The organism is Kocuria aegyptia (assembly GCF_039530085.1).
In the GTDB taxonomy this organism is placed as follows: Bacteria; Actinomycetota; Actinomycetes; order Actinomycetales; family Micrococcaceae; genus Kocuria; species Kocuria aegyptia.
Genome location: NZ_BAAAOA010000005.1, coordinates 167101 through 188722, shown reverse-complemented (window position 1 = coordinate 188722; position 21622 = coordinate 167101). Strand labels below are relative to the sequence as shown.

Genomic DNA, 21622 nt, shown 5'->3' with positions numbered 1-21622 from the left:
GATCTCTCTCCTGGGGGTTCGGGGTCTCGGACGGGAAGGGCGGGCTCAACGGCCCTGGAACCAGGCGTACCAGCCGAAGCCGATCAGGCCCGCGGCCGTCAGGGCCAGGAGCACGACCGTCCAGCGCGGCATGTGCTGCCGGTGGAAGGAGATGGCGCCGCCGGCGACGAAGGCCCCGAGCACCATGACGATGACGGCCGCGCTCACGCGGTGCCGTCCTGGCTCTCCAGGGTGGGCCGGCCGGCCAGGGTGTCCCCGCCCAGGGGGTCACCGGACTTGAGGTGGTCAAGGCGTCCCGTGCGCGGCAGGGTGCCGAGCCAGTTGCGCAGCAGTTGGATGCCGGCCTCGGAGGACTTCTCCGGGTGGAACTGCGTGGCGCACAGGGCCCCGTTCTCCACGGCCGCGATGAACCGCCCGCCGTGGTCGGACCAGGTGACCTGCGGCGGCTGCATCTTCTGGATGCTCTGCGGGAAGTCCCACTCCTGCACCCCGTAGGAGTGCACGAAGTAGAACCGCTGGTCCTCGATGCCCCGGAACAGGACGCTGCCCGCGGGGGGCTCGACCGTGTTCCAGCCCATGTGCGGGACCACGTCGGCCTTCAGCCGTTCGACGACCCCGGGCCACTCGCCCATGCCCTCCGTCTCCTGGCCGTGCTCCACCCCGGACTCGAAGAGGACCTGCAGGCCCACGCAGATGCCCAGCACGGGGCGGCCGCCGGCGAGGCGGCGGCCGATGAGGCGCAGCCCGTCCACGGAGCGCAGTCCGTCCATGACGGCGGCGAACGCGCCGACGCCGGGGACCACGAGGCCGTCGGCGTCGAGCACCGCCTCGGGGTCGGCGCTGAGCACCACGTCCGCGCCGGCGGCCTCGAGGGCGCGCACGGCCGAGCGCACGTTGCCGGCGCCGTAGTCGAGGACCGTGACGGTGGGCCGGGTGCCGCCGTCGGTCGTGGCGGTGTCAGTCGTGGCGGTGTCGTCGGTGCTCACAGGGCTCCCTTCGTGGACGGGATCCCGCGGACCCGGGGGTCGGGCTCCACGGCCTGGCGGAGGGCACGGGCCACGGCCTTGAACTGGGCCTCGGCGATGTGGTGCGGGTCCCGGCCGGCCAGCAGCGTGACGTGCAGGCAGATCCCGGCGTGGTGGGCCAGGGACTCGAAGACGTGCTGGACCATGGAGCCGGTGAAGTGCCCGCCGATGAGGTGGTACTGCTGGCCCTCCGGCTCGCCGGTGTGCACCACGTAGGGCCGGCCGGAGATGTCGACCACGGCGTTGGCCAGGGCCTCGTCCAGCGGGACGGTGGCCTCGCCGAAACGGCGGATCCCCGCCTTCTCGCCCAGCGCCTGGCGCAGGGCGTCCCCGAGGACGATGGCGGTGTCCTCGACGGTGTGGTGCACGTCGATCTGGGTGTCCCCGGTCGCCCGGATCCGCATGTCGATCAGCGAGTGCTTCGACAGCGCGGTGAGCATGTGGTCGTAGAACGGCACGGAGGTGTCGATGTCGTTCTCGCCGGTGCCGTCGAGGTCGATCTCGACGGACACGGTGGACTCGCTCGTGCGCCGCTCCAGGGCGGCGCGGCGGGGCGCACGGGCGCCGGTGGTGGTCTGGTCGCTCATTCGGTGGGCACTCCTCGCGGGCGCGGCACGGCCGTCGGCGGGCCGCGGGTGGTCCGGGCCGGGCCGCGCGGCGGCACCGCTGGCCCGGTGGTGGTCTGCTTCCATGCTATCCGGGTCGGGGAGGCCCCCTCCCCGGGCTCCTCAGCCGCCGGTGACGAGCCGCTCCATGCTGGTCAGGAACGCGGTGGTCTCCGCCTCGGTGCCGGCGGTGACGCGCAGGTGGCCGGGGATCCCGACGTCCCGCACGAGCACCCCGTCCTCGAGCAGCGCCTCCCACATCGCCCGGGAGTTCTCCATGCCGCCGAAGAACACGAAGTTCGAGTCCGACTCGGCGGGCTCGAGGCCGAGCCGCTCGAGCTCGTGGACGATCCGGTCGCGCTGCCTCTTGATGTCCTCCACGTTGGCCAGCAGCGCCCCGGAGTGGCGCAGCGCCGCCAGGGCCGTGGCCTGGGTGACGGCGGAGAGGTGGTACGGCAGCCGGACGAGGCGCACGGCGTCGGCGACCTCGGGTGCCGCCGCGAAGTAGCCCAGGCGGGCGCCGGCGAGCGCGAAGGCCTTGCTCATGGTGCGGGAGACGATCAGGCGGGGCCGGCCCTCGAGCAGCGTGAGCGCGGTGGGGGTGCCGCCGTGGGAGAACTCGGCGTACGCCTCGTCGACCACCACGACCGTGCGGAACTCCTCGCCCGCCTCGTACACGGCCGTGACCACGTCCGTGCCCAGCGCCGTGCCCGTCGGGTTGTTCGGCGAGCAGAGGAAGACGACGTCCGGGCGGTGCCGGCGCACCTGCTCCGCCGCGGACTCGGCGGACAGACCGAAGTCGGGAGCCCGCTCCCCCGCGACGAAGCGGGTGTGCGTCCCGGAGGCCAGCAGCGGGTACATCGAGTAGGTGGGGACGAAGGTGAGCAGGGTGCGCCCGGGGCCGCCGAAGGCCTGCAGGATCTGCTGCAGGATCTCGTTGGAGCCGTTGGCCGCCCAGAGGTTCGCGGGGCCGAGACCGTGTCCGAGGTACGCGGCGAGCTCCTCGCGGAGGGCGGTGAACTCGCGGTCCGGATACCGGTTGAGCGCCCAGGCCGCCTCGGTCACCTCCTGGACGATCGCCGCGTGCACGTCCGCCGGGACCGGATGGGTGTTCTCGTTGGTGTTGAGCGCCACGGCGACGTCGAGCTGCGGGGCGCCGTACGGCGCCCTGCCGCGCAGGTCGTCGCGGAGCGGGAGGGCGTTGAGTCGGTCCAGGTTCTGCGTCACCCGGACAGTTTAGTGCTCCGCCCGGGGCGGGTCGTTCAGGCGGCGGGGACCTCGAGGCGCTGTCCGGCCACGAGCACGGAGCTGTCCAGGTCGTTGAGCTCCACGATCTCGTCCATGACGTCCCGCGGGTCGCGCTCCGGATCGGCGGCCACGGCGAGCTCCCACAGGCTCTGCCCCGGGAACACGGTGGTCTGCTCGGTCCCGGAGCCCGGGACGGGCTCGCTCGTGGCCGTGGCCGTGGAGGGGACGAGGAAGATCACGGCCAGCACGACCAGGGCGGCCGAGCCGGCGAGGACGGGCAGCCCCAGGAACACCAGGCGGCCGCGGCGGGTGAGGGTCAGCGGGGTGCGGGATCCGGAGCGCGCGGGGCGGACCCGCCGGAGCGCACGGCCGAGGCCTCGGGCGGGTCCTGCGGACTCGCGCCGGCGGGCGGCGACGGCGCTGAGGGTGGCACTGGCACTCATGACATGAACTCCTTGACGTTCCCGCACGGAGCGGGCGATCTCGAACACCGGTCCGGTCGAGGGTCCCTCCGGACCTCCATTCGATCGAACATACCTTCGAATACCGATGACCCATGTCTAGCACGTGTCTGCGAATGCTGTCGACACCGGGTCGTACATGTGTTTGAACGCGCACGGCGTGTCGCCTAGGCTGAGGACAGGTTCGGGCCTCCGGCCGGCGCGCGCTGCGGACCCCCGGCGCCTTCCGGACGGGACCCATCGAACCACCCGGGTCCGACATCGGAACCGGGACCGCGCGGACCGGCGGCGGCACCAGCAGCCGGACGGGAAAGGACGACGCTCCCATGGCCCAGCCCCCCACCCCCGAGGAGCCCGGCACCCGGGGCGCCCGCCCCGGGGCGCGCTCGCGCAGCCGCGGGCTCAGCGTGCGCCAGCGCACCATCCTCGAGGCCATCCAGCGCTCCATCGCCGAGCACGGCTATCCGCCGTCCATGCGCGAGATCGGGGACCTCGTGGGCCTGGCCTCGCTCTCCAGCGTCACCCACCAGCTCTCCCAGCTCGAGAAGCTCGGGTATCTGCGCCGCGACCCCAAGCGCCCCCGGGCCATGGAGGTGCTCACTCCCCTGCAGCTGCGCGGAACCGCCGGGGCGGAGGCCGACGGATCGTCGCGCGAGGACGCCGCGGCGCCGACCGGGCGCACAGCGCGCCCCGCCGCCCACGACGCCGTGGCCGAGCTGTCGACCTCGGCGGACGTGACCATGGTCCCCCTGGTCGGCCACATCGCCGCGGGCGGGCCGATCACGGCCGAGCAGGCCGTCGAGGACGTCCTGGCGCTGCCCCGCCAGCTGGTCGGGCACGGCGAGCTGTTCATGCTGCGCGTCAAGGGCGACTCGATGATCGACGCCGCGATCTGCGACGGCGACTGGGTCGTGGTGCGCCGGCAGAGCGCCGCCGACAACGGCGACATCGTGGCGGCCCTGCTCGACGACGAGGCCACGGTCAAGACCTTCCGCCAGCGCGACGGCCACACCTGGCTGCTGCCGCAGAACACGCGCTACGAGCCGATCCTGGGCGACCACGCCACGGTGATGGGCAAGGTCGTCTCGGTGCTGCGCAGCCTCTGAGCCGCCGTGCCCAGGGCTCTCCGCCGCCGGCCGGGGCCCGGGGCCCTCCGGTGTGGTCCGGGCCCGGCGCCGTCGCGGCGTCCACCTCGCCCGAGCCCCGAGCGGGTCAGGGCCCGGGGCCGGGCGTGCTCAGCCCACGGCGAGCCGCTGCAGCGCCCCGAGCACCACCGAGCGGTCCGTGGTGGTCCACAGCGGCGGCAGGGACCCGCGGAGGAACCCGCCGTAGCGGGCGGTGGCGATCCGGGAGTCCAGGATCGCCACGACCCCGCGGTCCCCGCCCGCGCGGATGAGCCGCCCGGCGCCCTGGGCCAGCCGCACGGCCGCGTGCGTCGCGGAGACGGACATGAACCCGTTTCCGCCGGCCCGCTCCGCGGCGCGGCTGCGGGCGCTCGCCAGCGGGTCGTCCGGGCGCGGGAAGGGGATCCGGTCGATCATCACGAGCCGGCACGAGGCCCCCGGGACGTCGACGCCCTGCCACAGGCTCATCGTGCCGAACAGGCTCGTGGCGGGGTCGTCGGTGAACTCCTGGACGAGTCCCGCGAGCGAGGACTCCCCCTGGCACAGGATCGGCAGATCGGTGCGCTCGCGCAGGGCCTCGGCCGCCTCCTCCGCCGCCCGGCGGGAGGAGAACAGCCCCAGCGCCCCGCCCCGGGAGGCCTCCAGCAGGGCCAGCATCTCGTCCAGCTGGGCCTCCGTGAGCCGGCGGCCGGGCTTCTCCAGGTGCTTGGCGAGGTAGAGGATGCCCTGTCGCGGGTAGTCGAAGGGGCTGCCCACGTCCACGCCCTCCCAGCGCGGAGCGCCCTCCCCCCGCAGGCCGAGGGCGCCGGCGGCGGAGTCGAAGGACGAGCCGACGGACAGGGTCGCCGAGGTGAGGACCACGGTGCGCCCGTCGAAGAGCCCCTCCCGCAGCGTGCCGGCCACGCTGAGCGGCGCCACGTGCAGGGTCGCGGGGTCCGTGTCCTCCGCGGGCACGTAGCCGCGGCCGGGCTCCCAGCCGCCCTGCCGGGAGATCCACAGCACCTCTCGGTGCTCCTCGGCGGCGAGGATCCGCTCGGCCAGGTCGAGGACGTCGCTCACCCGGGAGCGGGCCATCTGCCGGCCGGCGTCCCCGTCCTTCTCCCCGGCACCGGCCTTGGACTCGGTCATGACGGTGCGGGCGGCGTCCCGGATCTGGGCCACGGCCGCCGCCTGGGCGTCCCCGAGGCCGCGGTGCAGCAGCTCGGCGGGAGCGCCCATCAGGGCCGCCTCGAGGTTCGCAGCTCCGGCGGTGAGGGAATCGGGGTTCGCGGAGGTGTGCTTGCGCGCGGACGCGGCGGCCGAGCGCACCATGGCCGAGGAGAGCTGGCCCGTGACGGCGCCCGTCACCCGGTCCTGGAGCTCGTGGGCCTCGTCGATGACCACGACGTCGTGCTCGGGCAGCACGGTGATGCCCTCGAACGCGTTGATCGCGAGCAGGGCGTGGTTGGTGATGACGATGTCGGCCTCGCCGGCCCGCTGCTTGGCGAGCTCGGCGAAGCAGTCCTCGACCAGGGGGCAGCTGCGGCCCAGGCACTCCTTGGCCGTGACGGACACCTGGCGCCAGGCGCGGTCGCTGACCCCCGGGAGCACCTCGTCCCGGTCCCCGGTGCCGGTCTCGCGCGCCCACTCCCGCAGGCGCTGGACCTCCTGGCCCAGCCGCCCGGGGTGCTCGGCGGTCTCGGGCTGCGGGGCGCCCGGGTGCGGAGCGGCGTCGGGCAGTGCGAAGAGCGCGCCCGGCTCGTCGTCGGACGGGTAGCCGCCCTCGATCTTGTGCAGGCACGCGTAGTTGCTGCGGCCCTTGAGCAGGGCCACGTCCACGTCGCGCTCGAGCTCGCCCTCCAGCGCGGCGAGCAGGCGCGGCACGTCCCGGCCCACGATCTGCGACTGCAGCGCGAGCGTGGCGGTGGCCACGACCACCGGCTTGTCCGCGCGCTGGGCGTGCTCGACGAGCGGGGCCAGGTAGGCGAGGGACTTCCCGGTGCCGGTCCCCGCCTGCACCAGCAGGTGCCGGCCCCGGTCCAGGGCCTCCGCGACCTTCGCGGTCATCAGCCGCTGGCCGTCCCGGACCTGCCCGCCCATCGCGGTCACGGCGGTGTCCAGCAGGGCCAGGGCGTCCTGGGCACCGGGCAGGGCCTCCGGGCGCAGGCCCGAGACGTCCTGCCCGGACTCGTCCACGAATGCGGCGGCCACGCGCTCAGGCGCTCTCGGCGCCGAAGCCGGGAGCGTGCTCGGGGGTGAACTCCGCGAGCTCGGCCGCGAGGTCCTCACGGACCTTCACGAGCAGGTGGGTGCCCTCGGGCAGGTGCTCGGTGCGCAGGATCTCCGCGTCCCAGTCGTGCAGCCGGCTGACCACGTCGCCGCGCTGGTACGGGACCACCAGCTCCAGCACCGTCTCGGGGCGCGGGATGGACTCGCTGATCCGCTGCCGGAGCTCCTCGATGCCCTCTCCCGTGCGGGCCGAGACCACGACGACGTTGCGCTCGCGCTGCTTGATCCGCTCGACCACGAACGGGTCGGCGGCGTCCACCTTGTTCAGGACGATGATCTCGGGGTTGTTCTGGGCGTCGATGTCCGTGAACACCTGGCGCACCGCACGGATCTGCCCCTCCGGGTCCGGGTGGGAGGCGTCCACCACGTGCAGGATGAGGTCGGAGTCGGCGACCTCCTCCAGGGTGGAGCGGAACGCCTCGACGAGCTGCGTGGGCAGCGAGCGGACGAAGCCGACCGTGTCCGAGAGCGTGTAGCCGATGCCGTCCGGGGTTTGCGCCCGGCGGACCGTGGGGTCCAGGGTGGCGAACAGGGCGTTCTCCACGAGCACCCCGGCGTCCGTGAGCCGGTTCAGCAGCGAGGACTTGCCCGCGTTGGTGTAGCCGGCGATCGCCACCGACGGCACGGAGTGGCGGCGGCGGTTGAGCCGCTTGGTCTCGCGGGCCGGCTTCATGGCGGCGATCTCGCGCCGGAGCTTGGCCATGCGGGTGCGGATGCGCCGGCGGTCCAGCTCGATCTTGGTCTCACCGGGGCCTCGGGAGCCGATGCCCTCACCGGCTGCGGCCCGGCCACCGGCCTGGCGGGACAGGGACTCGCCCCAGCCGCGCAGGCGCGGGAGCAGGTACTCGAGCTGGGCGAGCTCGACCTGGGCCTTGCCCTCCTTGGACTTGGCGTGCTGCGCGAAGATGTCGAGGATCAGGCCCGTGCGGTCGATGACCTTGACCTTCACGACGTCCTCCAGCCCGCGCCGCTGGGACGGGGCGAGCTCGGAGTCGACGACGACGGTGTCCGCGCCGGTCGCGGCGACGATGTCCCGCAGCTCCTTGGCCTTGCCCGAGCCCAGGTACGTGGCCGGGTCCGGCTTGAGCCGGCGCTGGACGATCCCGTCGAGCACCTCGGAGCCCGCGGTCTCGGCGAGCGCGGCGAGTTCACGCAGGGAGTTCTCGGCCTCCGCGAGCGTGCCTTCCGTCCACAGCCCGGCCAGCACCACCCGCTCCAGGCGCAACTGGCGGTACTCGAGCTCGGTGACGTCCTCGAGCTCGGTGGACAGGCCCGCGACGCGGCGCAGGGCGCGGCGTTCCTCGAGGTCCTGCTGGTCGCCGTCGTGGGCGGTGTGCCCGTCCTCGGCCTCGGCGAGCTCGCGGGCCCGGCCGGAGAGCCGGCCCGGCGTGGTGGAGTCGTCCTCGGGGGCGGTGTCCTGCCCGGCGGCCTGTTCCCGGGCCCGGGCCCGGGACAGCACGCGCTCGACGACGTCCTCCAGGTCCTGCCGGCTCAGACCGTTCTCGGGCTCCGCGGCGGCGCGGGGCTCGGCAGGGATTTCATGGGGGTGGGTCATGGTTCCTTTCGGACGAGATGCTGATCAGTACATTCTAGTGGCGGATCCGGACATCCCGGCGGTGGAGCCGGTCCTCCCGGGCGGTGGGGCGACGGTCCCCGGTGCGGGGCCGGCCGGCGCTGTCGGTAGCATGGGTCGCTATGGCACCGCGTCCTGACTCCCCCGATCCCGTGGCCGGCCCGGCGACCCCGAACCCGGGCACCGAGCACTACTTCTCCGAGGACCCCTCGGTACCCGAGGTGCGGCGGTCCGTGACCGTGACCCTGCGGGGACGGGAGGTCGTGCTGCAGACCTCCAACGGGGTCTTCAGCCCGCGTGGTCTCGACAAGGGAACGTCCGTGCTGCTGGAAAATGTTCCCGACCCCGCCGGTGCGGAGCTGCTGGACATCGGCTGCGGCTGGGGTCCGCTCGCCCTGAGCCTGGCCGCGGCCGCCCCGGGGGCCCGGGTCACGGCCGTGGACGTCAACGAGCGCTCGCTGGGGCTCACCCGGGACAACGCCGCGGCGCTGGGCCTGGCCAACGTGGAGGCCCTGTTGCCGGACCAGGTGCCCGCCGGACGGCGGTTCGACACCATCTGGTCCAATCCGCCCATCCGGATCGGCAAGGCGCAACTGCACGAGCTGCTCCTGCAGTGGTTGCCGCGGCTGGCCGACGGCGGGACGGCGTGGCTGGTGGTGCAGAAGAACCTGGGCGCGGACTCGCTGCAGACGTGGCTCGGCGCCGCACTGGGCGGTGGCTTCCGGATCTCCCGGCACACGACCGGCAAGGGGTTCCGGGTGCTGCTCGTCGAACGGCGGGACTGAGTTCCGAGCCCTGCTCCAGGACCGGGGACCGGGCGTGGGGCCGTGACCGCGTGACGGGCCGTGGGGCTCAGACGAAGGTGCCGTCGGCCACCAGCACGGCCGGTCCGGCCAGCACCACGTGCTCGGCGCCGTCGGGCGCGGGGACGAACGTCACGGCGACGATCCCGCCGGGAACCTGCACGAGCCACTGGTCGGGCGCCGTGGCGCCGCCCCAGAAGCGGGTCGCGGCCGCGGCGGCGCACGCGCCGGTCCCGCAGGACTGCGTCTCGCCCACGCCGCGCTCGTGCACGCGCATCCGCACCCGGCCCACGCCGTCGTCGTCGCCGTCGGCGGGGACCACGAACTCGACGTTGGTCCCGTCCTGGGGCTCCGGGCGGACGGCGGGCGCGGCGTGCAGCCCGAGCTGGTCGAGCTTCTCCCCCTCGGCGAGCGCCACCACGGTGTGCGGGTTGCCCATGCCGATCGACAGCGCGGGACGGGGCACCTTCAGTCCCTCGGCCGTCACGACGGCGTCCGAGCCGCGGGCTCGGGCCGCCTCTCCGTCGAGGAAGGTCCACGGCCCCATGTCCACGGCATAGCCGGAGTCGGTGCGGGCCACGGTCTTCACGCCGGCGCGGGTGCCGATGCGCAGCACGTCGCCCTCGGGAACCTCCGCGAGGCCCCGCTGGACCAGGTAGTGGACGAACACCCGGACCCCGTTGCCGCACATCTCGGCGACCGAGCCGTCGTTGTTCCGGTAGTCCATGAACCACTCTGCGCCCGGCGCCGCCTCCAGGACGGCCCGCCCCTCGGGGATCGCCTCGGAGCGCACGGCGCGGATCAGCCCGTCGCCCCCGATGCCGCGGTGGCGGTCGCACACCAGGGTCACCAGCTCGGCGTCCAGGGCCAGCTCCGCGTGCGGGTCGGTCAGCAGCACGAAGTCGTTGCCCGTCCCGTGGCCCTTGGCGAAGGCCCGGCCTCGCAGCTCCCTCCAGGGGCCGAGGGCGTCGTCCGGGATGTGAGCGGGGCGGGCGGTCAGGGGCTGCGCAGAAGTCACCCGCTCATGATACGCGGGCCTGCCCGGCGTGGTACGGCGGAGGTGATCACATCCTTCCTCCGGCGCCGCCCCCGCCGCTAGCCTGGGGGCACCGGCGGGGGCGCCGAGCGGAGGACGTGGGGACGGGGAGCGCCGGGTGGACGCACGGAGCAGGGACCGGGCCGGGAAGGCCCGTGCGCCGGGGGCCGGCCGGCACCCGGGCGCCACCGCGGTCCTGTGGCTGCACCGGTCCGCGCACCTCCTGATCAGTGTGCTGGCCGGATGGGGCGTCTACCACCTCGCCCGCGAGGAGGTGGACGACGACGAGCGCCTGGCCTGGGCCTTCCTGCCCATCTGGGTGCTGTCCGCCTACGTGCTGCTGCCCCGGTTGAACCGGGTGCTCACCGGGATCTACGTCCCCGGGTACTACATCGGGCGGACCCGTACGGCGGACGGCCTGCTCGGGGACCCGATCAACGTGGCGGCGGTCGGCACCCCGGCCCGGTTGACGGCCGCGATGCTCGGGGCCGGTTGGACGGCGGCGGACCCGCTGACCCCCGGGACCGGTTGGCGCATCGTCCGGGCGTCGTTGCTGCGCCGCAGCTCTCCGGCGGCGCCCGTGAGCCCGCTCTTCGTCTTCGGGCAGAAGCAGTCGCTGGCGTTCGAGCGCGAGGTGGCGGGCAGCCCCGCCCAGCGCCACCACATGCGGTTCTGGTCCTGCCCGCCGGAGTGGCGGCTGCCCGGAGACCTCGTCGTCGACCTGGTGGGCGCGGCGAGCTACGACGGGCGGGTGGGCCTGTCCCTGTTCACGTTGCAGGTCACGCACCGGATCGCCGAGTACACCGACGGGGAGCCCGATCTCGTCGTGACCGCGCTGCGGTCGCAGGGCGCCCGGGTGGACGTCCTCCGGCACTACTCCACGGGCTACCACGCCCGCAACGGCGGCGGTGACGCCATCGAGACGGACGGTGGCCTGCTTGTCGTCGACGTGCGGGAGGGCCCGCTCCCGGAGCACTCGGGGGAGGTGCCCGATGGTTGCTGAGGACCACTCCGACCCGGCACGGCACGAGGGGCCCGCCCAGCGGTACCGGCGGCTGTTCGGCTCCGGCGAGTCCACCGAGCGGACGGTGTTCTTCAGCGACGCCGTCTTCGCCATCGCGATGACACTGTTGGTGCTCGAGCTCATTCTCCCGGCGGACCTGGACCCCGCGCAGCTGGACGCCGCGCTCCGGGCGCACCTGCCGCCGTTCCTCGCCTACGTGCTGAGCTTCGCGGTCATCGGCACAGCGTGGATGAGCCACCACCGGCGGTTCACCGTCATCCTGCGCTACGACCGGCGCCTGCAGTGGCTGAACCTGTTGTCGCTGTTCTTCGTCGCGCTGCTGCCGATGCCCACGAGCCTGCTCAGCGACTACGGCGGAGGGAGCTCGCCCTGGCCGGTGGCGCTGTACGCCGCGGTGACGGCGGCCGTGTACGCCTCCCTGAACCTGGTCTGGGTCCACGCGTGGCACGCCGGGCTGATGGCATCCGTGGTCGACGCGGCCCTGTACCACTACGTGCTGCGGGCGCTCCTGCCGGCTCCGGCGGTCTTCGCCCTGAGCATCCCGGTGGCCTTCTGGGACCCCGTGCTCGCGACCTGGACCTGGGCGCTCATCGTCCCGGCGGCCGTCGCGGACCGGTGGTGGCTGCGACGTCCCAGCCGGGGTTGAAGGCCCGCACGCCTACAGGGTGCGGGGGTCGGCCGCGGACCGCTCGACGAGTCGCGCGGCGTGCTCGACGAGCTCGGGGCCCGACCAGCCCAGCCAGTGCACCCGGGGATCCGCGCGGAACCAGGTCAGCTGGCGGCGGGCGAAGCGCCGGGTGGCCACCACGGTGGCGTCGGCCGCCTGTGCCACGGTGGCGCGGCCGTCCACCACCTCGAGGAACTGCCCGTAGCCCAGGGCCCGGGAGGCCGTGCGCCCCTCGCGCAGCCCGCGGGCCGCCAGTGCGCGCACCTCGGCCTCCAGACCGGCCTCGACCATGGCCCCGACCCGCCGGGCGAGCCGGTCGTGCAGCTCGGCGCGCTCCACGTCCAGGCCGATCTGCACCGTGGGCTCCACGTGCTCGCGTCGGGGCATGAAGGAGGTGAACGGGCGGCCGGTGAGCTCCCACACCTCCAGGGCGCGCACCAGCCGCCGCTCGTCCTGCAGCCGGGAGGCGGACTCGGGGTCCACCTGCCGCAGCCGCTCCCGCAGGGCGCCGGGGCCCCGCTCCGCGAGCTCGCCCTCGATCCGGGCCCGCACCGCGGGGTCGGTGCCGGGCAGCTCGAGCACGTCCAGGGCCGCGCGCACGTAGAGCCCCGAGCCACCCACCAGGACGGGGATCCGGCCGCGGGAGCGGATCTGCGCGAAGCACGTCCGGGCGGCGCGCTGGAAGTCCGCGACCGAGGCCTCCTCGGTGACGTCGAGGACGTCGAGGAGGTGGTGGGGCACTCCGCGCCGCTCCTGCACGGTGGCCTTGGCAGTGCCGATGTCCATCCCGCGGTAGAACTGCATGGAGTCGGCGTTGACCACCTCCCCGCCCAGGCGCAGCGCGAGTTCGACGCCCAGCGCGGTCTTGCCGGTGCCCGTGGGCCCGACGACGGCGACGACCGGCGGCTCCGTGCGGGTCACCGGACGGGCAGGCCCGGCATGCCCAGGCTCACGGGCCCGGGCCCGGCGGCGCCCGGGGCGGCGGGGACGCCGCAGGACGCGGCCTGGCGGCGGTCCCAGGCGTCGCCGGCGCGCGAGCGCCGCAGCGCGTAGTCCTGCGGGGATGCGGGGTCGGCGATGAGGTGGTAGGCGGCGGCGCCGGTGACGACGACGGTCACGAAGTCTCCGGGCCGTGGGACCTCGGCGCCCTCCGGCACGGAGAAGTGCACGAGCCGCTGGTCCCGCGCGCGGCCCGAGAGCCGGTGGGTCTGCTCGGACTTCTTGCCGGCCTCGGCGGTGACGAGCAGCTCGACCTGCCGGCCGACGACCACCCGGTTCTCCTCCGCGGCGATCCGGTCCTGCAGGGCCACGAGCCGCTCGAAGCGCTCCTGCACCACGGCCTTCGGCACCTGGTCGGCCATCTCCCCGGCGGGGGTCCCGGGCCGGACGGAGTACTGGAACGTGTAGGCCGAGGAGAAGCGGGAGGCGGCCACGACGTCGAGGGTGGCCTGGAAGTCCTCCTCGGTCTCCCCCGGGAAGCCCACGATGATGTCCGTGGTGATCGCGGCCTCCGGGATGCGTTCGCGAACGGTGTCCAGGATGCCGAGGAAGCGCTTGGAGCGGTAGGAGCGCCGCATGTCCTTCAGGATCCGGTCGGACCCGGACTGCAGGGGCATGTGCAGCTGCGGCATGACGTTCGGGGTCTCGGCCATGGCGTCGATGACGTCGTCGGTGAACGCGGCCGGGTGCGGGCTCGTGAAGCGCACCCGCTCCAGGCCCTCGATCTGCCCGCACGCGCGCAGCAGCTTCGCGAACGCACCGCGGTCCCCGAACTCGACGCCGTAGGAGTTCACGTTCTGGCCCAGGAGCGTGACCTCGACCGCCCCGTCGTCGACGAGCGCCTGCACCTCGGCGAGCACCTCCCCGGGCCGGCGGTCCTTCTCCTTGCCGCGCAGGGAGGGCACGATGCAGAACGTGCAGGTGTTGTTGCAGCCCACGGAGATCGAGACCCACCCGGAGTAGACGCTGTCCCGCTTGGTGGGCAGCGTCGAAGGGAAGACCTCCAGGGCGTCGAGGATCTCCAGCTGCGCCTCGGCGTTGTGCCGCGAGCGCTCCAGCAGGGCGGGCAGGGAGCCGATGTTGTGCGTGCCGAAGACCACGTCGACCCACGGCGCCTTCGCCAGGATGGTGTCCTGGTCCTTCTGCGCGAGGCAGCCGCCGACGGCGATCTGCAACTCCTTGTTGCGCTTCTTGGCGGGCACGAGCTGGCCGAGGTTGCCGTAGAGCTTGTTGTCGGCGTTCTCGCGCACGGCGCAGGTGTTGAACACCACGAGGTCCGGCTCGCCGCCGGCGGCAGGGACGTAGCCGGCGGCCTCGAGCAGGCCCGTGATCCGCTCGGAGTCGTGGACGTTCATCTGGCACCCGAACGTGCGCACCTCGTAGGAGCGCGGGGCGGCTGCGGCGGAGGACGCGGTGGGGTCCGGGACGAAGGCTGCGGGGGTCGACATCACCGGTCAATTGTACGGGCCGCCGGCCGCGCCCGTCCCGTCGGCGGCCGTCCGCCCGCGCGAGCGGTCGGGCACCGGCGCCGGAGCGGCCGGCACGGGCACGCGGGCCGCGCCGTGCGGGCACGGCGCGGCCCGCACGCATCGGGTGCACCCGGGCCCGGGCTCACGAGGTGACCGGGTCTGCACGCCGTGCGCGGCGCCCCCGCACGGTCACGGGCTCTCCGGGTGCTCCTGGCCGATCTCCTCGTCCTGGACCGCGGCGCCGGAGCGCTCCGCCAGCTCCTCCTTCACCACGGCGAAGGCCAGACCCGGCGGGTAGCCCTTCCGGCCGAGCATCCCGACCAGCCGCCGCACGACCTTGTCCCGCGCGGCGCGGTCGGTCAGGTCCAGCCCGGCGGGGAGCTTGCGGCGCACCAGCTCGGCGGCGTCCTCCCGCTCGTCCTCGTCGGTCCGCTGCTCGAGCGCCGACTCGGCGATCTCCCCCGTCACCCCGCGGGTGGCGAGCTCGCGCCGGATCGCGGAGCGGGAGAGCTTGCGGGAGCTCGCACGGGAACGGACGTAGAGCTCGGCGTACTGGGCGTCGTCGACGAGGTCGACCTCCTCGAACCGGTCCAGCACCTCCCGGGCGACGTCCTCGGGGACGTTGCGGTCGGCGAGCTTGTCCTCGAGCTGCTTGCGGCTCTTCGCCGAGGCGGTGAGCTGGCGCAGGACGATCGCCCGGGCCACCTCCCGGGGGTCCGACTCGGGGTCCTGCGCGGGGGACGACGACGCCGCCGGGCCCTCCGGCCCGCGGTGACGGGCGGAGGACCGGCGGCGCCGGCGTGCGTACGGGCTCTCGGTCACGGACCCGCTCAGAAGGCCGGGCCGGCGACCTCGGTGGGCAACCCGGCCACGGGCGGCTCCTCCGCGGTCTCCTCGGCCGTCTCCTCGACGACACCGAGCTTCACCAGGATCCGGCGCTCGATCTCCTCGGCCAGTTCCGGGTTGTCCTTGAGGAACCGGCGCGAGTTCTCCTTGCCCTGTCCGAGCTGGTCGCCCTCGTAGGTGAACCACGCCCCGGACTTCTTCACGATGCCGTGCTCCACGCCCATGTCGATGAGCCCGCCCTCGGTGGAGATGCCCTCCCCGTAGAGGATGTCGAACTCGGCCTGCTTGAAGGGCGGGGCCATCTTGTTCTTGACGATCTTGGCCCGGGTCCGGTTGCCCACCGGGTTGGCCCCGTCCTTGAGGGTCTCGATGCGGCGCACGTCCACCCGGACCGAGGCGTAGAACTTCAGCGCCTTGCCGCCGGTGGTGGTCTCGGGGCTGCCGAAGAACACCCCGATCTTCTCGCGCAGCTGGTTGATGAAGATCGCGGTGGTGTTCGAGTGGGAGAGCCGGCCGGTGATCTTGCGCAGCGCCTGGCTCATCAGGCGGGCCTGCAGGCCCACGTGGCTGTCGCCCATCTCGCCCTCGATCTCGGCCTTGGGCACCAGGGCCGCCACCGAGTCGATGACGATGATGTCGATGGACCCGGAGCCCACGAGCATGTCCATGATCTCCAGGGCCTGCTCACCGGTGTCCGGCTGGGAGACCAGCAGGCTGTCGGTGTCCACGCCGAGCTTCTCCGCGTAGGAGGGGTCGAGGGCGTGCTCGGCGTCGATGAAGGCGGCGATGCCGCCGGCCTTCTGGACGTTGGCCACCGCGTGCAGGGCCACGGTCGTCTTGCCGGAGGACTCCGGGCCGTAGATCTCCACGACGCGCCCGCGGGGGAACCCTCCGATGCCCAGCGCGACGTCCATCGCGATGGAGCCGGTGGGGATGGTCTCGATCTTGGTCGCCGGGCGGTCGCCCAGACGCATGACCGAGCCCTTGCCGTAGTTCTTGTCGATCTGCGCGAGGACGGTCTCGAGAGCCTTCTCGCGGTCGCTGCCGAACTGCTGGTCGGCGCTCTGTTTGTTGCCCTTGGCTGCCATGGTTCACCTCGTGTTCGGGGGGTTCCGCCGGTGCGGCAGGAACCGTTGCTGCTGGTCGTTTCGTGTTCCACGGTATCGCCGGGGTCGGACACCGTAAGGCTTCGCGCGGGGGCCTGGGGAGGAGCGGGGGCCACCGGCCCGGGACGGGCCGGGCTGTGCAGGCCGCCCCGAGGGTTCGAATATACCTTCGACGTCGCCCCGGGTCCACGGGCGCGCCGGGAGCCCGGTGCGCGTCAGTCCCGGGGCGGGCGGTCCACGCCCCACCAGCGGGACTCGGGGACGTCCTGGGCCCGGCAGACGGCGAACCACACGGTCCGCGGGTCGACACCGGCCTCGATGGCCTCGGCGGCCGTGCGGTGATCGAGCTCCCCGAGCACCAGGTCCCGGGCCAGGACCTTGCTGTAGCCCGCGCCGAACTCGTCGGCCATGAGCTGCCAGAAGCTGCTCAGCCTCATCCGCGTCCTCCTTCGTGGTGCTGCCGGCCGGGAGCCGGGCCCGTCCATCCTGCCATCCGGGCCGGCACAGGCCGGAGGGCCCGGCGGTCCTGGGACCGACGAGCCCTCCGGGACGTCGTGGACGGGCGGCGCGCCGCCCGGTCGATCAGCGGGCGCCGGCCGCGGCGGCCTCGCCGCCGTTGACGCGGCCGAACTCCCGCGAGTACTGCTCGGTCAGATCGCTGGGCACCGTGTCCGGGACCAGCAGGCCCTCGGCGTAGGCCAGCCGGTCCGCGACCTCGCGCAACATCTGGGACATCGGGATGTCGAGAGCGGCGCAGATCGACGCGAGCAGCTCGGAGGAGGCCTCCTTCTGGCCGCGCTCCACCTCGCTGAGGTAGCCGAGGGAGACGCGGGCGCTGTGGGAGACCTCTCGCAGGGTGCGGCCCTGGCGCTGGCGGACGCTGCGCAGGACCTCACCGATCTCCTGGCGGAGTACACCCATCTTCATGTCCTTCGTCTCGGTGCTGGCGTCCTCGTCGACTCCCACGTCCTTCCAACGGACGACGCCATTGACGGACACGGGTTGCTTGGTCATGTGAATCGCTTGTCTCCTCGTGTGTACGGCAGCTTCACCGCCTGCTGCTGACGGTGCCCCGGCGCCGGCCGGTCGACATCTTGACTTCGATCGGCTCAACTCGAGCCTGCGATCATTGCTAACCTCGCTGATGGTTCCATTCTTCCCCGCAGGGGGCAATTTTTCACTGGGAGTTGGCTGGGAGCGCCAGCGCCGCGGTGAGCCGTTCCAGGGCGGCACGCACGGCGGCCGCCCGGATCCCGGCCCGGTCCCCGGCGGCGGACAGCTCGTGGACGGCGGACCCGTCCGGTCCTGCGACGCCCAGGAAGACCGTGCCCACGGGCTTGCCGTCGTGCGGCTCGGGGCCGGCGACGCCCGTGGTGGAGACGGCCCAGTCCGTGCCGAGGCGGCGGCGGGCCCCCTCCGCCATAGCGACCGCGACGTCCGGGTCGACGGAGCCCCGCTCGGCGAGCAGCCGGGCCGGGACGCCGAGGACCTCGGTCTTGACCCGGTTCGAGTAGGACACCACCGCGCCCTCGAAGCAGGCCGAGGCCCCCGGAACGTCGACGACGGCGGCGGCCAGCGCCCCGCCGGTGAGGGACTCCGCGGTCGCGACCGTGAGCGACCGGCGGACGGCCTCCTCGACGAGCGCCCGGGCGGCCGGCTGCGGCTGCGTCACGCCGCGTCCCGCTCGGCCAGCGCCCGGCGGCGCAGCTGCACCGCCTTGACGACGTAGTCCGCACCCGTCACGACGGTGACCACGAGGGCCGCCCCCATAACGGTCCAGCCCAGCCACGGCCACCACGCGCCCACCAGGGGCACCAGCGGCAGCAGCAGGAGCAGGAGCGCCACGGTCTGCAGAACGGTCTTGAGCTTGCCGCCCTTCGAGGCGGCCATGACCCCGTAGCGGATGACGACGAAGCGCAGGGCCGTGATCCCCCACTCCCGGACGAGGATCACCACGGTCACCCACCACCACAGCTCGCCGAGCATCGACAGCACCACGAACGCGGCACCGGTCAGCAGCTTGTCCGCGATGGGGTCGGCGATCTTGCCGAAGCTCGTGATCAGCCCGCGCGCCCGGGCGATGTCGCCGTCGAGCTTGTCGGTGTACATGGCGACCGCGAAGACCGCCAGGGCGGCCCACCGCATGCCCAGGGAGTCCTCGCCCTGGGTGCCTCCCGCCCACAGGAACCAGACGAAGAAGGGCACGAGCACGATGCGCAGAGCGGTCAGCGCGTTCGGCAGGTTGAGGTTGGACGCCTGGTCCGCGGGGCTCATCGGGTGCTCGCTTCCTGGTGGGGTGGGGCGGGGTCGGTTCAGCGGCCGGTCAGCTGCCAGGCGTCCTCGGAGCCCTCGGGGTCCTCGGCGCCGTCGCCGTGGTCGGCCGCGGTCCGGGCCAGCGACGCCTCGACCGGGTCCTCACCGTAGTCGACCGACCCGCCGGGCCCGCCCTGCGGCGCGGGCGGCTCCTCGCCCCGGATCACGGCGAGGGTCGCGGCGAGGTCGTCGGGCTTGACCAGCACGTCGCGCGCCTTGGACCCCTCCGAGGGGCCGACGACGCCGCGGGATTCGAGCAGGTCCATGAGCCGGCCGGCCTTGGCGAAGCCGACGCGCAGCTTGCGCTGGAGCATGGAGGTGGACCCGAACTGGGTGGTCACCACGAGCTCGGTGGCCTGCAGCAGGACGTCGAGGTCGTCCCCGATGTCCTCGTCGATGGCCTTCTTGGGGGCCTCCTGCACCACGTCCTGGCGGTAGTGGGCCTTCATCTGGCCCTTGACGTGGTCGACCACCTCGTGGATCTCCGACTCGGAGACCCACGCGCCCTGCACGCGCATCGGCTTCGAGGCGCCCATGGGCAGGAACAGGGCGTCGCCCTGGCCGATGAGCTTCTCGGCGCCCGGCTGGTCCAGGACCACGCGGGAGTCGGTGACCGAGGACGTGGCGAACGCCATCCGGGAGGGCACGTTGGCCTTGATCAGGCCGGTGACCACGTCCACGGAGGGCCGCTGGGTGGCCAGCACCAGGTGGATGCCGGCGGCGCGGGCGAGCTGGGTGATCCGCACGATCGCGTCCTCGACGTCGCGCGGGGCCACCATCATGAGGTCCGCGAGCTCGTCGACGATCACGAGCAGGTAGGGGTACGGCCGGATCACGCGCTTGGAGCCGGGCTCGGGCTGGACCTTGCCGTTGCGCACCGCCTTGTTGAAGTCGTCGACGTGCTTGTAGCCGTAGTGCGAGAGGTCGTCGTAGCGGGCGTCCATCTCCCGCACGACCCACTGCAGCGCCTCGGCGGCCTTCTTGGGGTTGGTGATGATGGGGGTGATCAGGTGGGGCACGCCCTCGTAGGCGGTGAGCTCGACCCGCTTCGGGTCGACCATGACCATCCGCACCTCGTCGGGGGTGGCGCGCATCAGGAGCGAGACGATCATCGAGTTCACGAAGCTCGACTTGCCCGCGCCGGTGGCCCCGGCGACGAGCAGGTGCGGCATCTTCGCGAGGTTGGCCACGACGTAGCCGCCCTCGACGTCCTTGCCCACGCCCATCACCATGGGGTGCTCGGTCTTGCGGGCGTTGTGCGAGCGCAGGACGTCGCCCAGGGACACGGTCTCGCGGTCGGTGTTCGGGATCTCGATGCCGATCGCGGACCGGCCGGGGATCGGCGAGAGGATGCGCACGTCCGCGGAGGCGACGGCGTAGGCGATGTTCTTGGACAGCGCCGTGACGCGCTCGACCTTGGTGCCGGAGCCCAGCTCGATCTCGTACCGGGTGACGGTGGGCCCGCGGGAGAAGCCGGTGACCACGGCGTCCACGTTGAACTGCTCCAGCACGCTCGTCAGGGCGGCGACCACGGCGTCGTTGGCCTCGGAGCGCTCCTTCGGCGGCGGCCCCTGCACGAGCGCGCCGGGCACGGGCAGGGAGTAGGCGATGTCCCCCTCCAGCTTGAGCTGCTCGGCGCGCGCGGGGATGGGCGACTCGGGGGTGTGGGTGCGGGCGGTGACCGACGTGGAGCCGGCGGGTTCGGCGGCCACGTCCTCGAGCGCCGGGGAGCCGGAGCCCGCGGCGGTGTCCGCGGCCGGCTCGAGACCCTGCTCCCGGCGGAGCCGGCGGGCGGCGAGCTGCTCCTGGGTGGGCCGCTTCTGCCCCGGCCGCGGGGCGTCGTCCCCGTCCCCCTCGCCGGCGGCCGGCTCGGCCGGCTCGGCGGGTCCGGCCGCGGCCGCTGCCGCCGTCCCGGCCGCGGCGGCCCGCCGGCGGGCGGCGCGGGCGGAGTCGACGTCGAAGACGCGGGTGGGCGCCTGGCCGTCGGCGGGCTCCTCCTCGACGACGGCGCGCTCGAACGCCTCGTCCCCGCGGTAGCCGTCGAGGGCGCGCCGCTCGGCCTCGGCCGCCTTGCGCTCGCGGCGCTTCTCGCGGCGGGTCTTGGCGGCCTCGGCGCGCGCGGAGTGCTCGTCGAGGTAGGAGCGGTCGTGCCGGGCCGCGGAGACGTCGGTCGCGGAGACCGGGCCGTCCTGGCCCATGAGCCGCCAGTAGCCCTGCCGCAGCCGCGGCAGGATGAGGTTGACGGGCGTGGCGGTGACCACGAGCACCGACAGGAACAGGGCCGCGACGAAGATGGCGCCGGCCCCGACCGGGGTGATGAGCGCGCTCAGCGGGTCGGCGGCGAGGAAGCCCACGTAGCCGCCGGCGCTCCGGAGCGCCTCCTGGCCCTGGCTCGGGGAGGGCTGCCCCAGGAGCACGTGCGCGAGGCCGGAGCCCGCGACGACGGCGGCGCCCAGCCCGATCGCGATGCGGTTGTTGGCCGAGGTGTCCTCGGGGTGGCGGAAGCGGCGCAGCGCGAAGCCCACGAGCGGCAGCGGCAGCACGAGGGCCGTCCAGCCGAAGGTCCCGGCGAGGACCTCGTGCACGGCGATGGCGGGGATCGCCAGCCACGGCGCGGACGCACCGGGCAGGTTCCACCACTCGACGGCCGCGGCGAGCAGGCCGAGCAGCAGCAGGAACAGGGCGCCCCCGTCCCGCAGCACCTCCGCGGGCACATCGGTGCGCAGGGTGCCCATGCGGCGCACGGCGCCCCCGACCACGTGCGCGAGGCCCATCCAGACGCCGCCGACGACGCGGGCGCACCACGCCAGGGCGGCGCCCAGACCGGGCAGCACGCGGGCGGAGCTGCCGGCGGGCGCCGAGGAGCCACGTCCGGCGGTCGACGGACGGCGGGTGGGGGTGGACCGGCTGGTTCCCGACGACCGCGCAGAAGACGTGCTGTTCTTGCCACGCGACGTCGAGGCGCCCTTGCGGGCAGGGGAAGTACGAGTCGCCATGCTCCCAGGGTAGACCACAGCCTCCCCCCGTCCGCGGTGCCGCACGGGGGGAGGCCGGG

21 protein-coding genes are annotated in these 21622 nt (G+C 73.7%); 4 read left to right on the top strand and 17 right to left on the bottom strand.

Features of this window, described 5'->3' with window-relative positions; genetic code table 11:
• Positions 1–45 precede the first annotated feature (45 nt).
• The 5 genes from ABD220_RS01625 to ABD220_RS01605 form a co-directional block, all read right to left on the bottom strand.
• The gene (locus ABD220_RS01625; protein ID WP_344119231.1) at positions 46–207 is read right to left on the bottom strand and encodes a hypothetical protein; all 162 of its coding nucleotides are present in this window, start codon (positions 205–207) and stop codon (positions 46–48) included.
• Complete coding sequence (hisH, locus tag ABD220_RS01620; protein WP_344119229.1) at positions 204–986, bottom strand: imidazole glycerol phosphate synthase subunit HisH; 783 nt, start codon at positions 984–986, stop codon at positions 204–206. The genes ABD220_RS01625 and hisH overlap by 4 nt, the downstream gene beginning before the upstream one ends.
• Positions 983–1612 carry an imidazoleglycerol-phosphate dehydratase HisB gene (gene hisB, locus ABD220_RS01615; protein WP_344119227.1) on the bottom strand — a complete coding sequence of 210 codons (630 nt, stop codon included), beginning with the start codon at positions 1610–1612 and terminating at the stop codon, positions 983–985. Before hisB ends, hisH begins: the two co-directional genes overlap by 4 nt.
• 141 nt (positions 1613–1753) lie before the next feature.
• Positions 1754–2857 carry a histidinol-phosphate transaminase gene (locus ABD220_RS01610; protein WP_344119225.1) on the bottom strand — a complete coding sequence of 368 codons (1104 nt, stop codon included), beginning with the start codon at positions 2855–2857 and terminating at the stop codon, positions 1754–1756.
• Between the two features lie 35 nt (positions 2858–2892).
• Entirely contained in the window at positions 2893–3321 is a 429-nt protein-coding gene (locus tag ABD220_RS01605) for a LysM peptidoglycan-binding domain-containing protein (RefSeq protein ID WP_344119223.1), read from the bottom strand.
• A gap of 344 nt (positions 3322–3665) precedes the next feature.
• Between ABD220_RS01605 and lexA the strand changes: the two genes are divergently transcribed.
• Positions 3666–4445 (top strand): transcriptional repressor LexA, encoded by a 780-nt coding sequence (gene lexA / locus ABD220_RS01600; protein WP_344119221.1) that lies wholly within the window; start codon positions 3666–3668, stop codon positions 4443–4445.
• A gap of 129 nt (positions 4446–4574) precedes the next feature.
• Here the strand turns inward: lexA and ABD220_RS01595 are convergent, their stop codons facing one another.
• Both ABD220_RS01595 and hflX read right to left on the bottom strand, forming a co-directional pair.
• A complete protein-coding gene (locus tag ABD220_RS01595) occupies positions 4575–6653 on the bottom strand; it encodes an ATP-dependent DNA helicase (RefSeq protein WP_344119219.1) in 2079 nt (692 codons plus the stop codon).
• A gap of 4 nt (positions 6654–6657) precedes the next feature.
• Positions 6658–8286 (bottom strand): GTPase HflX, encoded by a 1629-nt coding sequence (hflX, locus tag ABD220_RS01590; RefSeq protein WP_344119217.1) that lies wholly within the window; start codon positions 8284–8286, stop codon positions 6658–6660.
• A 140-nt stretch (positions 8287–8426) separates the two neighbouring features.
• Here hflX and ABD220_RS01585 point away from each other — a divergent pair, with 140 nt between their 5' ends.
• Entirely contained in the window at positions 8427–9089 is a 663-nt protein-coding gene (locus tag ABD220_RS01585) for a class I SAM-dependent methyltransferase (RefSeq protein WP_344119216.1), read from the top strand.
• A gap of 67 nt (positions 9090–9156) precedes the next feature.
• Here the strand turns inward: ABD220_RS01585 and dapF are convergent, their stop codons facing one another.
• On the bottom strand, positions 9157–10086 hold the full coding sequence (gene dapF / locus ABD220_RS01580; RefSeq protein WP_344119288.1) for a diaminopimelate epimerase: 930 nt from the start codon (positions 10084–10086) through the stop codon (positions 9157–9159).
• A 175-nt stretch (positions 10087–10261) separates the two neighbouring features.
• Here dapF and ABD220_RS01575 point away from each other — a divergent pair, with 175 nt between their 5' ends.
• Positions 10262–11146: an LssY C-terminal domain-containing protein gene (locus tag ABD220_RS01575; protein WP_344119214.1), complete on the top strand. Its 885-nt coding sequence runs from the start codon at positions 10262–10264 to the stop codon at positions 11144–11146.
• Positions 11136–11813 carry a TMEM175 family protein gene (locus ABD220_RS01570; RefSeq protein WP_344119212.1) on the top strand — a complete coding sequence of 226 codons (678 nt, stop codon included), beginning with the start codon at positions 11136–11138 and terminating at the stop codon, positions 11811–11813. Before ABD220_RS01575 ends, ABD220_RS01570 begins: the two co-directional genes overlap by 11 nt.
• A gap of 12 nt (positions 11814–11825) precedes the next feature.
• Here ABD220_RS01570 and miaA read toward each other — a convergent pair whose 3' ends face one another.
• The 9 genes from miaA to ABD220_RS01525 all read right to left on the bottom strand — a co-directional run bounded on the left by miaA (position 11826) and on the right by ABD220_RS01525 (position 21563).
• Positions 11826–12755, bottom strand: a complete 930-nt coding sequence (miaA, locus tag ABD220_RS01565; RefSeq protein ID WP_344119210.1) for a tRNA (adenosine(37)-N6)-dimethylallyltransferase MiaA — start codon at positions 12753–12755, stop codon at positions 11826–11828.
• Entirely contained in the window at positions 12752–14281 is a 1530-nt protein-coding gene (gene miaB, locus ABD220_RS01560; RefSeq protein ID WP_344119209.1) for a tRNA (N6-isopentenyl adenosine(37)-C2)-methylthiotransferase MiaB, read from the bottom strand. Before miaB ends, miaA begins: the two co-directional genes overlap by 4 nt.
• A 210-nt stretch (positions 14282–14491) precedes the next feature.
• The gene (locus ABD220_RS01555) at positions 14492–15124 is read right to left on the bottom strand and encodes a regulatory protein RecX (protein ID WP_344119207.1); all 633 of its coding nucleotides are present in this window, start codon (positions 15122–15124) and stop codon (positions 14492–14494) included.
• Between the two features lie 8 nt (positions 15125–15132).
• Entirely contained in the window at positions 15133–16236 is a 1104-nt protein-coding gene (gene recA / locus ABD220_RS01550; RefSeq protein WP_344119206.1) for a recombinase RecA, read from the bottom strand.
• Between the two features lie 233 nt (positions 16237–16469).
• Complete coding sequence (locus ABD220_RS01545) at positions 16470–16691, bottom strand: DUF3046 domain-containing protein (protein WP_344119204.1); 222 nt, start codon at positions 16689–16691, stop codon at positions 16470–16472.
• A gap of 145 nt (positions 16692–16836) precedes the next feature.
• Positions 16837–17268 carry a helix-turn-helix domain-containing protein gene (locus ABD220_RS01540; protein ID WP_344119202.1) on the bottom strand — a complete coding sequence of 144 codons (432 nt, stop codon included), beginning with the start codon at positions 17266–17268 and terminating at the stop codon, positions 16837–16839.
• Between the two features lie 163 nt (positions 17269–17431).
• Complete coding sequence (locus ABD220_RS01535) at positions 17432–17926, bottom strand: CinA family protein (protein WP_344119201.1); 495 nt, start codon at positions 17924–17926, stop codon at positions 17432–17434.
• A complete protein-coding gene (gene pgsA, locus ABD220_RS01530) occupies positions 17923–18528 on the bottom strand; it encodes a CDP-diacylglycerol--glycerol-3-phosphate 3-phosphatidyltransferase (protein WP_344119200.1) in 606 nt (201 codons plus the stop codon). Before pgsA ends, ABD220_RS01535 begins: the two co-directional genes overlap by 4 nt.
• Before the next feature lie 38 nt (positions 18529–18566).
• The gene (locus tag ABD220_RS01525; RefSeq protein ID WP_344119199.1) at positions 18567–21563 is read right to left on the bottom strand and encodes an FtsK/SpoIIIE family DNA translocase; all 2997 of its coding nucleotides are present in this window, start codon (positions 21561–21563) and stop codon (positions 18567–18569) included.
• Positions 21564–21622: the final 59 nt, after the last annotated feature.